The 12,582-nt window shown below is 43.4% G+C and carries 8 protein-coding genes; 4 read left to right on the top strand and 4 right to left on the bottom strand.

Going from position 1 to position 12,582, the window contains the following annotated elements; all coding sequences use genetic code 11:
- Positions 1-290: 290 nt before the first annotated feature.
- Positions 291-1,391: a hypothetical protein gene (locus ACJ2PR_RS25235; protein ID WP_446879010.1), complete on the bottom strand. Its 1,101-nt coding sequence runs from the start codon at positions 1,389-1,391 to the stop codon at positions 291-293.
- 754 nt (positions 1,392-2,145) lie between these two features.
- Between ACJ2PR_RS25235 and ACJ2PR_RS25230 the strand changes: the two genes are divergently transcribed.
- The 4 genes from ACJ2PR_RS25230 to ACJ2PR_RS25215 all read left to right on the top strand — a co-directional run bounded on the left by ACJ2PR_RS25230 (position 2,146) and on the right by ACJ2PR_RS25215 (position 6,194).
- Positions 2,146-3,513, top strand: a complete 1,368-nt coding sequence (locus tag ACJ2PR_RS25230; RefSeq protein WP_446879009.1) for a flippase — start codon at positions 2,146-2,148, stop codon at positions 3,511-3,513.
- A 205-nt stretch (positions 3,514-3,718) separates the two neighbouring features.
- Positions 3,719-4,363, top strand: coding sequence for an FkbM family methyltransferase (locus tag ACJ2PR_RS25225; protein ID WP_446879008.1), 645 nt, complete (start codon positions 3,719-3,721; stop codon positions 4,361-4,363).
- 52 nt (positions 4,364-4,415) lie between these two features.
- Positions 4,416-5,306: a glycosyltransferase family 2 protein gene (locus ACJ2PR_RS25220; RefSeq protein WP_446879007.1), complete on the top strand. Its 891-nt coding sequence runs from the start codon at positions 4,416-4,418 to the stop codon at positions 5,304-5,306.
- A gap of 69 nt (positions 5,307-5,375) precedes the next feature.
- Positions 5,376-6,194, top strand: coding sequence for a class I SAM-dependent methyltransferase (locus ACJ2PR_RS25215; protein ID WP_446860023.1), 819 nt, complete (start codon positions 5,376-5,378; stop codon positions 6,192-6,194).
- A gap of 155 nt (positions 6,195-6,349) precedes the next feature.
- On the opposite strand, the gene ACJ2PR_RS25210 is transcribed toward ACJ2PR_RS25215, so the two are convergent.
- From ACJ2PR_RS25210 to ACJ2PR_RS25200, 3 genes are all read right to left on the bottom strand, one after another.
- Positions 6,350-7,627, bottom strand: a complete 1,278-nt coding sequence (locus ACJ2PR_RS25210; RefSeq protein ID WP_446879006.1) for a glycosyltransferase family 4 protein — start codon at positions 7,625-7,627, stop codon at positions 6,350-6,352.
- Between the two features lies 1 nt (position 7,628).
- The gene (locus ACJ2PR_RS25205; protein ID WP_446879005.1) at positions 7,629-8,570 is read right to left on the bottom strand and encodes a class I SAM-dependent methyltransferase; all 942 of its coding nucleotides are present in this window, start codon (positions 8,568-8,570) and stop codon (positions 7,629-7,631) included.
- A 314-nt stretch (positions 8,571-8,884) separates the two neighbouring features.
- Positions 8,885-12,424, bottom strand: a complete 3,540-nt coding sequence (locus ACJ2PR_RS25200) for a DUF4347 domain-containing protein (protein ID WP_446879004.1) — start codon at positions 12,422-12,424, stop codon at positions 8,885-8,887.
- Positions 12,425-12,582: the final 158 nt, after the last annotated feature.

Genomic DNA, 12,582 nt, shown 5'->3' with positions numbered 1-12,582 from the left:
CGTCAATGATTAAATGATTAATGTGGCAGTAAGTTTGCGAACTCACACTCTCTAAAGTTGCTGAAATTACCTTAGAAGAATTTCGACTCAAGGTAACTACATCAAGCTGGATGAAAACCTGCTCATTTGTATGCGTCGGCTGGTTCATGATTGTGCTTCTCTCAATCAATGAGGCTAAATCAATGAGGCTAATTGAGTCAGTTGCGCCTCTAGTTTACGAAAATAATTTAAGAAAAGACTGAATTTTTGTAAGCGGACATCACTGGCAAAAACTCCACAGTTCATCACCATCACGCTTGGTGAGGCTCAGAATTCCTTGAAACAGACTGACTGCAAATCGCACCACTGAGAAAGCCACACAACATCCAAAACAACCCTCCAGTTTTTGACAGTGTAAACACTTCTTGAGTGATTGAGAATGTCATGAAAGACCAGAAAAGTCCCATTATGAAAGGTGCAATTGGAAGGAGAGTTTGTGATAGCTTTCTTCTAAAAAATAAGTATAGTTCTTTCAAAGCATTCAGATACAACAAACCGCCAACTAGACCGCCACTCACAGCAACATAAACTAACTGACTATCCGCAGCATTGAGCAACATGCCAAAGATTTCATAGGTGCCTCCAGACCCCAATCCAATCAAACCTAGCGCAGGAGATTGAGAAACCAGCCACGCATAGTCTGAAATCACTCCAGACCAGTTGGTCACCCTACCTTCCTCTTGAACATCTGAAGTAAATAGTTCCAGGTGACGTTGAGGCAGATTTTCTAACAAGGGCTGTATGTTAACTCCCAACATCGGACTCAAAATCATGAAGAGATAACAGAGAGTCACACCAACTATCAAAAGCAACACTAAGCGACCTCCTAACTTGCTGCTATTTCTAAGATTTACCAGTGCATAGAAAACTAAGATAAATAAATAAACTAACAAAGATAAAAGCGCGCCTCTTGAGCCAGTAAGCCCTGTAAAAATGACGTTTAGTGAAAATAAGACTACCCAGAAAGCCTGTTTGATCTCAGCTCTTTCAATCATGAAAAATAGGCTACACAAGATTGCGAAGAAGTAAAATACAGAGCCGGTGAGCGTAGGACTAATTTCATTCAAAATCCCTAATCCGTAGTAACCTGAGAAACTTGAGGTAGTAATCTGAATAAATGCATAGATCAAGTTAGGAAAAAAGCAGAAGATTAAGCTAGCCGCAATCCTCTTAAACTCCTTCGACGCTAATTTACAGGAGACTGCAAAGAAGAAACAGAAGTAGATTAGATACTGTAAGCTTTTTAAGGAAGGGAGAAGCTTTTCAAAGAGTGAGACGTTGTTAAAGCCAGAATAGTGGTTGACGACTGCTACTATCGAGTTAAACAAAAACAAACTCAGAAAAGCCAGCACGATTTTGCGAATAGGACGAATTCTAGGAAGCAGCACGATCGTGATGATCGCCGTAATCGGAAGCAGAACATCATCTACTCGAATAAAATTTAACAGCCCACTCTCGCCCAATCTAGGAGACAGAATCAGGCTCGCCGTAATAATCGTTGTCCAAAACCAGAGAAAATAGTGGCTTAAAGGTTGCTGCTTCTTTGAAGGGAAAATCAAGTCGGTTTGGATCATGTCTACTGTATTCGTATTTTGGGTTCACAGGGCTTCTACTGTCTTCCTTCTTCTTTTGGTATGAGACTGCTGAGGGGGTTTGCAGAAAATGAAAATTGCAACTTAAAGAATCTTCTCGATCGACCTCAAAATTTTTCTTAAAGAGTGTTAGACTTCCTCTGTATTATTGCCAAACTCTATATCACCGCTAGGGGGCAGGAATTAAACGGCGTGAATTGCCAGAAGTCATCATTAACAATGGGTAAAGGTGCTGATTTTGTGCCCTCTCTCCATGTACAAGCTGGACTTTTCAAATCACTTGAATACTTGAGCAGTAAGCATTTTTTATGAACTTCTAGGGTAGTTTCGCATTATTATATGCGGTAATCTCTCTACTGGTTCAAGAAAATGTTGAGGTAAGACTAGAATCTTTTGAGTGCAGTCGTGCCAAGATTTTGGACAGGTTGATTATAAGTCTTCAAGGCTTTTTGTATAAAATCTACAGATGGTGTTTTTAGGTGGCGCAGTCGATATGAGTTAGAGGCATAAATTAATGACAAATAGGCTGTCCATCATCACGCAAAGGCTAAGTCCTAATCTATTGAAGATTTTAGGGAATGCAACCTGGCTGTTTTGCGACAAGATTTTACGGATGGCGATCGGGCTAATTGTAGGTGTCTGGGTTGCGCGTTATTTAGAACCGCAGCAGTTTGGTCTTTATAACTATGCGTTTGCATTCTCCTCTATCTTTAACTCGATCGCGAACTTGGGCCTCGATGGAATCATCATCAGAAACATAGTCCGTGAGCCGGAATGCAAAGATGAGACGCTGGGAACCGCTTTAATTCTAAAGTTAGTGGCCCAGCTACTAGCCATTTTGGTAGCAGTTAGCATTATTCTAATACTTCGCCCTCAAGAAGCTATATTGCATTGGCTAGTTGCAATTCTTACAGCAGGAATGCTGTTTGAATCCTTTTATGTTATTGACTTCTGGTTTCAGTCACAAACTCAATCAAAATACTCGATTTGGGCTAAAAATATAGCATTAGTCGCCGCCAATCTTTTGAGAGTTTTACTGATTTATCTACATGCTTCGTTAACTCTATTTGCATTATCTTACTTAGTAGAAGCTTCTTTGAGCGCGCTTGGCTTATTGAGCATTTATCGACTTCAAGGAAACCTGATTAGAGCCTGGAGATTTAGCACTGAACGTGCCGTAGAATTGCTAAAAGATAGCTGGACATTAATCCTCTCCAGTTTTGTCATCATGATCTACATGAGAACTGATCAAATTATGATCGGGCAGATGAGAGACGACGCAGCGGTTGGCATCTATTCAGCAGCAGTTAGAGTATCGGAACTTTGGTACTTTATCCCCTTAGCTATCACCAGTTCCATCTTTCCAGCCCTTGTACAAGCTAAACAAAAAGGCTCAGAGATTTACTTTGATCGACTTCAAAAAGTTCTCGATTGGTTGTCCGCCCTGGGATATGCGATCGCATTGATTGTGTCATTATCTGCTAATCAAATCGTGACGCTGCTCTATGGAGAAAGTTATGCAGAGGCTGGAGTAATCTTATCAATTCACATCTGGAGTGGTCTATTTGTCTCTTTAGGAGTGGTGCGAACCTCTTGGACGACAGTAGAAGGCTATATGTCGTTTGCATTTCTGTCAACTGCCATCGGAGCAGGGGTTAACGTCATCCTAAACTATTTCTTTATCCGGCTTTACGGAGGAGTCGGAGCGGCTATTTCTACTCTGATTGCTCAATGTTTTGCAGCCTACATTGCGACTGCTTTCTTTGCAAAAACGAGAGCATTTTTTGGAATGCAAACCAAAGCTTTAATCATCCCCAGCGCTCTTTATAGAATAAGTAAGAGCATTAAGAGTTTTTGCGATCGTTCATCCAGGAGAGATTGACATGCGGAAGGTTCTTCGTGAGAGAGTTAGAGATATCCTAATCAGGATTTATCGACTCATTTTTCTTAGAAAATCGCTTTTTAGGTTAAATCAATTAATTTTTCAACTTAGTTTGAGAGGAATAGGACTCCTCAACTATGACGATGATCAGCAGAGTGGAGAAGATGCCTTTCTCAACCAAATTTCTGAGTTTCTAAATGATGGGGTGGTCATTGACGTGGGTGCCAATGTTGGAGAGTATTCTAATAAAGTTAGAAGGCTTTCACAAACTGCCAAGATATATGCATTTGAGCCTCACCCAACAACTTTTGAGAAGTTATCAGATCAGGCAAGTCAGCATCATTACACTGCAATCAACGCAGCCTGTAGTGATATCCAAGGAAAGCTAAAACTATACGATTATCAGGGCGCTCAAAGTGGCTCAACTCATGCTTCTCTTTATCAAGACGTTATCAGTAACATTCACAAAGGCGCTTCTGAAAGTTGGGAAGTAGATGTCATCACTTTGGACGAGTTTATTCAACACTCTAATCTCGATCGCATCAGACTTCTCAAAGTTGACACAGAGGGAAATGAACTGAAGGTTTTATTAGGGACTCAGCAGACACTAAAGCAGAGAAATATAGATATGGTGCAATTTGAGTTTAATGAAATGAATGTAATCAGCCGAGTCTTTCTCAAAGACATTCTAAATTTGCTAACTGATTACTCATTCTACAGATTGCTTCCAGATGGACTGATTCCAATGGGTGACTATTCTCCAATGCATTGGGAGATTTTTGCTTATCAAAACATTGTTGCAATTAATAAGAAATTTCTTCCTGAAGTTCAGCATTCTCTCAAAATTTAACCCAGCCAAATCCTGATAGTTCTATCTCTCGTTAGCTCCTTAGAAAGAAGAAATGACTCCTGTTGCCTTTCTCATTTTTAATCGGCCGCACACTACTGCCAGAGTCTTTGAAGCGATTCGACAAGCTAAACCAACCCAGTTGCTTGTTGTGGCGGATGGGCCGCGATCGAACCGCGCCGGAGAAGCCGAACAATGTGCTGCGGTGCGGGCCATTATTGATCAAGTTGACTGGGATTGTGACGTATTAAAAAACTATTCTGATGTCAATCTAGGCTGTAAGCAGCGTGTTGCTACCGGGCTAGATTGGGTGTTTGAGCAAGTAGAGGAGGCGATTATTTTGGAGGATGATTGTCTACCAGATTCAACGTTTTTTCCTTTTTGTGAAGCTCTACTTGATCGCTATCGTGATGATTTGCGGATTATGACGATCTCAGGTAATAATTTCCAGTTTGGTCGCAGACGAACGCCCCACAGCTATTATTTTTCCTGCTATCCACACATTTGGGGCTGGGCAACTTGGCGACGAGCATGGCAACAGTATGACCTTGAGATGCAGCAGTGGGAAACTCTGCGTGATGATAACTGGCTCAATGATTGGTTGGGTGACAAGAATGCTGCTCGATATTGGACAAAAATGTTTCAGACCTTCTATGAAAACAAAATTGATACGTGGGATTTTGCTTGGATTTATTCATGTTGGTTGCAAAGTGGTTTAACTGTTTTACCCCATGTCAACCTGGTCTCTAATATCGGGTTTGATTCAGTTGCAACTCATACAAGAGATGTAGAAAGCGCCTTTGCAAACCTCCCTTCAACTGAAATGGAATTTCCCCTACAGCATCCCCCTTTCATGATTCGAGATAGGCAGGCTGACCAATTTACTGAAAAAACTCACTTTAATCCCCGCCTTCTCTCTAAGATTAAACGTAAAATTTTCAAATGATTAGCTGGATAAGCAGTATTTTGTTCGAGTCTATAGTTTCAAACAAACTAAGCAAATGGAGAAAAGATAATGAATCTAGAATGGGATGCTAATTTATCAAACCAAGAGTCTAAAGAAATTAAGCGCTTGCTGCTGAAAGCAAAGCATTCTCCCCCCGATCTTCAAGATATTTGGAATCTAATGGATGTGGTTTGGAATGAACTAAATTGTGATAATGTACGCTTGAATTGGGAAGAGATCTCAGCTTTTTATAGACATCCAATTTGGATACTCTATGGATTATTTGTTGAACAAGACGAAACTTCACTGCGGCATCGTCAGCTAATATCTGATTGGATTAATCAAAACCAAATTACATCAGTTGTAGATTTTGGTGGAGGATTTGGAACGCTTGCTCGTATGCTTGCTGAGAAGGGCAAAAAATTGACGATCGATGTTTGTGAACCCCATCCTAGCCAATATGCAATTCTGAAAACTAAGAGCTACGAAAACATCAAATTCGTGGAATCTCTAGAACGAAAATACGATTGCCTAATAAGTACAGACGTTCTGGAACACGTTCCTGACCCTTTGAATTCTTTAGCTGAAATGATTGCAGCAGTAAAGATAGACGGATATTTAATCGTTGCAAATTGCTTTCGTCCAGTTATAAAATGTCACTTGCCGATGACGTTCCATTTCCGTTATACCTTCAATCTATTTGCTGAAATGATGGGACTCAAAATGATTCATAAATTAAACGGGAGCCATGCTTTTGTATACCAAAAAGTTTCTGTAGGTTCCTTCGATTGGAAGAAACTGCGGAGGCTTGAGAAAGTATCAAAAATTCTATTTCCATTAATTAGTTTTGGTACTCATTTGCTGAAAGCAATTGGCTTAAGAAGATAGAAGTTCTTCATGTCTAGTTGACTTACACAACCAAACTTGATGCGAGGAGGTTTTGCAACATATCCTCATTGTTAATTTTAACAGGGTAGTGAATTGGACTGGACATGAACGGCAGACATACTATTACAACCTCATAAGATGTCTGAGAACTAACTTCAAGATTTGCCCGGTATCTCAAGATTTTCCAAACATCCTTTCGCCTCTGCAAACAAGGATAAGTAACGTTTGGCTTGTAGGTCTAATCTAAACTCCTGTTCAACCTTTTCACGGGCCGCATAGCGCAATTTCTGGGATTGACTGTTTTCAAGTACCCAGGTGATACCTTGTGCCAAGTCGATCGCGTCCAAAGGTTTTGCCAGATAGCCGTTTTGCTGATGATCAATCATATCCGGCATTCCACCAATATTAAAAGCAACACAGGGAGTTCCACAGGCGATCGATTCCATTACGGTATTTGGCAAATTGTCTTCTAGAGAAGGAGCAACGAATACATCAACGGCTGAATAAACTTGAGCTAAGGCAGTTTCATCATTGAAGTTTCCTAGATAATGCGCTTTGATTCCCAAGTCAATTCCATCAGAATGAGAGGCACCAAAAATGACAAGTTCACAGCGATCGCGAAGTTTGTGGTTGAGAATTTCTAGCGCCGATCGCAAGTAGTTAAAGCCTTTCCTTGAGTTGATAAGAGCATCACTTGCCCCAAAAAGAATTAAGTATTTATCCAAAGGAAGTTGCAGCTTATTCCTAACAAAGGTCTGCTCAAAAGGCTTATAGGTTTCTGTATCTAACCCATAAGGAATTACTTCAACCCTATAATCTTGAAATAAGGCACTTGAACGAGCGCAATTAGCCAGCCAGCGACTTGGAGTTACGATAGTTGGAGTTAAACCAGCCCAAGCTTCTGATTTACGCTGCCACACCCAACTTGATAGATCTAAGTTATATCTAGGCGGCATTTGTGGGCAGCTTTCACAGGCTTTTAGGTAGCGATCGCATCCCTGACTATAGTGACATCCCCCTGTAAAAGCCCACATATCATGCAGTGTCCAAACGATCGGCTTTTTTAGTTGAGCGATCGCTTCTATCTTGAGAAAACCACCACCAATCCAGTGAATATTAATAATATCGGGATCTAGTTCTTTAATCTTAGACAAATTAAACGCAGGAACCCAATGTAAAGAATAAGGAGTTCGCTTATTTTTATCCAATCCTCTAAACAATATTTTAGGTAGAGAGTCAACAGAAGTTTTTAGCCGACTTAAGGTTTGAGTAACTTTTTGATCAGCCCCAATCACAGAAGAATCCTGACTAAACTTAGCGCGCACTAACATCTTTGAGTCAGTTCCACAATTGACCAATCCCTGGTGCAGTCGATAAGCAGAACGCGCCGCGCCGCCGCTAATGTCAAAGGTACTGAGTAGTAAAGTTTTCAAGCTACCCCTTCTTTTGGTAAACAACGATGACTGAATGCCCAACTGGTAGTGCCCGATCGTCTTGTAGACCAGGTTCTAAAAATAGACTGATTAAGGTCGAAAATTTGGAGATCAGCCGATAAATCAGTGAATCATCTAACAGCCGTTCTCGAATGCTAAATAACTGCTTGAGGCGCTGGGTCAAGATGTAGGCGAGATATCCTTTTCTATGTAAAGGAGACAGCTTTTCGTGATGAATAGAGATCAACTTTAGGTCAAAAAAATCAGCTACATACATCAAAGCTTTGTCAGACCACCAGGTTACATGATGAGGCGGAATGTTGAGTACATTGTTAGTCAGTAATGCATAAAAAGAATCAGCACTGGGCACTGAATAAATCAACAAGCCACCGGGTTTGAGACATTGAAGACTAGCCTCAATAAACGATCGAACGTTTGCAACATGTTCTAACACTTGAAAGGCACAAACAACATCGTAATATCCAGATTTTGAAACGGCATGTTCTTCAACAAACTCTCGAAGGACGGTAAAACCTTTCTGAGTTGCCATCGTTTGGGCCCTCTCGCCTAACTCTAGCCCAATGTAGTTTTGAACGGTAATTTTCTCAGCAAAAGTACCACTACCACAGCCAATCTCAAGAAGAGAATCAGTTCTTTTGATCAGATTTTTGACATATTCATATTCATATTTATCATCAGTATAGTACCAGTCGAACTTTTGAAGCTTCTCATAAAACTTTTCTGATCCACTGACTGCCGGATAAAAAAATCTTAAATCTGATTTGGTGCAGTGGTAAAAACCAATTTCTTGTACTTTCTCTAACTCGGATGAAATATCTAGCTTTAGATAGGACTGACGGTAAACTTTCTTTAAAGATGCTGCTTTAATTTTGTCGATCAAAAAAACATCAGATTCGCCGCTAAGAGGACAAAGAATGCTCATTTCTTTCACCATTTTTCTTGATTTGTGTGTTGTTTAAACAGAGTTGGAGCAACCTGAAGATTTTGAGTGTGGAGTTTTAGGGGTTAGGGAGGGTGAGTGGATTTCAGCTATTAACCGCTTAAAGATTTTTAATTATTTCAACAGATTAGACCCTTTTAGCAAAATTGTAGGTCTGATAAACACCTGGATTTAGTCCTGCCTTTGAGCAAAGTCAATAATAACCTCACGGTTTCCTGCTGCATTGATTATTTAAAAAAACAGAGCAGACTTTGTAATCTGCCCCAAAAGCGAATGATTGAACGATCGACTCCTGACTACAGCGCAGGTGGAAGGTTAGTTGATGAATTAAAGCTCAAATCATCCAGCTTCCAGATTGTTGTCCAGTTGGTATTGCCTGCTCGCCACAGAATGTCTACTTTCCCATCTTTGTCATAGTCTTGTAGTCCTGCAACTTGCCAGTTAGCGCCTCCTGTGATCGGGAGTGCAAAGGCTCCCCCAAAGCCCGTGCCGTTCATCTTCCAAACGCCGGTCAAACCATCTTGAGAGTCATACCAGAGAATATCGATCGAGCCATCTCGATCAAAGTCAGCAACGCCCGCAACGCTCCAGCTTCCTGTGACGGTTGCCAGCGCGATCGATGAGGCAAAACTGGTGCCGTTCATCTTCCAAATGCCGTTGCCTCCAGTGTTGGGGTCGCGCCAGAGAATGTCGGTAAAGCCATCTTTGTCAAAGTCTGCCAACCCTGCAATGCTCCAGCCTCCTGTGACGGTTGCCAGCCCAATCGTCGAGGCAAAACTGGTGCCGTTCATCTTCCAAATGCCGTTGCCTCCAGTGTTGGGGTCGCGCCAGAGAATGTCGGTAAAGCCATCTTTGTCAAAGTCTGCCAACCCTGCAATGCTCCAGCCTCCTGTGACGGTTGCCAGCCCAATCGTCGAGGCAAAACTGGTGCCGTTCATCTTCCAAATGCCGTTGCCTCCAGTGTTAGGGTCGCGCCAGAGAATGTCGGTAAAGCCATCCTTGTCAAAGTCTGCCAGTCCCATCACTTTCCAGCCTCCAGTCACGGTGGGCAGGTCGATCGACGAGGCAAAACTGGTGCCGTTCATTCTCCAAATGCTGTTTTGTCCGGTGATTGCGTTGCGCCAGAGCAGGTCGATCGAGCCATCTCGGTCAAAGTCGGCGTTGCTCACTACTTGCCAGGCAGAGGTCGCATCATCATTGACCAAAATTCCTAAGCCAATGCCTGTGCCGCTGATGGTTGCATTACTCGCATTAGAAAGCCGAACGCCAAAACTTTCGTTATTTTCGGGCTGGGTGTCTCCGTTGGCAAGAAGGGTGATGGTTTGAGTTGTTTGATTGGGGGCAAAGGTGAGTTGACCAGAAGCCGCTACATAGTCACTATTAGCGACGGTGGCTGTGGCATCAACCGTAGTGTAGTTGACGGTGACGGTATCGTTGATAGCTTGTGAGAGTGTGACGGTGAAGGTATAAGCCGTGGTGCCGCTGTTACCTTCGTTTTGAGTGACTCGGTTGATGCCAAGGGTGGGGAGGGGAGTGACTGCGATCGTAACCGTTTCTACCGCCGTACTAAATGCTGTGGTGCCTCCGTTGTTGGTGACATTCACACTGGCTTGTCCGTTGCTTCCACCATCAGCCCCATCCCAGGCTCGAACGCTAATTTGTGCGTTACCCGCATAGGTGGCATTGGGGACAAATCGAATCCGGGTGTCGGTCTGAAGGGCGATCTGGCCCACATTGAAGATGCCTTGAGCCGAAGTCGTGTTGTCACCCAAAAAGACAAAGTTAGGCAGCGCATAGGGACTAGGCGATCCGTCTGGAGAAGTCCAGTTGCGGTAGTCGCGCAAAGTCCCCGTCAAAATCTGCGTTCCATTAGCAAACAACTGATAGGTGTTGCCTTGAATCGCTAATCGGTAGGCCGTGAGTGCATTGGTGTTAAAGGAGATACTTTCGGCTCCTACAAACTGATTTTGAGCGTCTAAATTTTGGGCAAAGATGCGACCGTTCGTGCCGTCAAATTGAAAGCCTAGCTCAATGCCTTGATTGTCCTGACCGAGCAGAATGACTGCAAAGCCTCGATCGTTATTCGTATGGGTTTCTTGCAGAACTTGTAGATTGAAGGAGAGATCGTAACCGGAAGCGCGATCGAGGGATGGAAACGCCGGATTCTTGAAGGATTGTGAGAAATCAGGATTGATTTGATAGTTGGTGTAACCTGCATAGTTGCGGATGTCTGCTGTGGTGTTGAGCAGAGTGCCGTTGGTTCCAGAGGATTGGGTTGAGGTTCCCGCTAAAGCTATACCAGAGACAAATCGCAGATTGTTATAAGACAGCCAACTCTGGGTGTTAATCGCATTTCCTAGTTCAGGGGCGTAGAGAGGCGTTGCGCCTAACAAGGTAGCAGCATTGTCCGAAACAGTGCCCAGATTTGTCCAGTTAGTGCCGCCGTTTGTGGAGAATTGCCAGGTTCCATTAGTGTTGTCGGCTCCGGTAATGGCAATCCCCTTGAGTGCTCCAAAGTCTGCATCGGTGATGCCCGTTCCGCCCAAACTCGCAATCAGATCAGCGACTCGCGTCCCAATTGGATTAGAGACTCCTTGCCGAATAGTTGGTAAAGTCGGGTTGCCAGTAGTATCTAGCACAGGAGCAACGTTGCCACGCAAGCTATTGATCCAGGTTGTATTACTTCCACCGTTAGGAAGTCCAGGCGTTGCAGATGTGGATACGGTATCAGGCGACCAGTTATTTGCATTGGTAGCACCCGCAGCACCGTTACTCTGGTAGGCCGTAAATTTTCCTCCGTCACTGCTTTGTCTAGGCAGAACATGAATTTGTGTTCCACTGGTATTGACTAGCTGCGGAAGATCTGTCTGGCTTGCATTACCAAATTCACCAGACAGTCCACTCCAGCCAAGAGTGCGAGTGATTGCAAAGTTTCCAGTGGCGTTTAGGGAAGAGACTTGTAGAGAGTAGTCTCCTGCTGTGGGGTTATAGGCTAAGTCCGGTGTGATCGTTCCATCTTGATCACCCCCGTTGTACAGCACAATCAACGTTCCCGATTTCAACGATGCAAAGCCAGTACCAGTTAGTTGAATGTTTAGTGAATTGTTGCCATCCAGGAGTCGATGGTTCTGAAGATTCAGGTTATCGGTGACGACCAAAATTTCGACCCACTCTTTCCCTCCACCACTGCCTTGAGAAAACTCGTTGATGATCACATCCCCTACATTTGCCAAAGTGTGGTCGTAACGGGCCAAAGCTTGTGGGTCGAAGACTAAAGGTGTCTCAATGTCTCCCGTCTTCACTTCCAAATCCCAATCGCCACCGAGGGCCAAGTTTCCGGTCAGGTCATCCGAAGCGGCAACCTCTGCACCCGTCAATTTTGCTAGCTGCTGCACAAAGGCTTGACCGATTTCACCCTCGGCTACATCGCAGCCATATAGCAGAATATCCGCATCGTTGGTGAGAGCAGTTGCCCAGGATTGCAGTTGGTTGGCGTAACGATCGAGATCGCCCAAATTCACCCAATCCCCTCCCAACGCCAAACGTCCGGCTGCTCCATGAGAGAGAATCTGCAAACTGGAAATGTTGGATCGTCCTGTCAGAGTTTGAGTAATCTGAGCGATCGCGTCCGTCGAATCGAGAATGTGAACTTCGGCTTGGGTGCCTGCGATCAAACTTTGATAATCGCTCACCTTGGAATCGACAAACAGTAGAGAAGCCGATCGCGACAGTGAAGTTGTGAGCGGGGCTGATGCCGCCTGCGAAGTCAAATCGGGTAAGGCCGTCTCTAACGACACTTCAGAACGATTCCAAACGGACGATCCAGCAGATTCCATACTCTGTACTCCTAAAACTCACAAGTTAAAACGATCGGGCAACTCTAAATTTGTGTCGGCAAAAGACTAAAGTCATTGTGCCCGTTATTAAGTTACAAAAATCACTCAGCTTATCCGGCAATTACCAGCTTTAAAAATAATAATTGACTCAAAAACCA

The sequence above is a fragment of the Phormidesmis sp. 146-33 genome (assembly GCF_052939515.1).
Note: the sequence above shows the minus strand (reverse complement) of the source record. Positions and strands in the feature narration are given on the sequence as shown.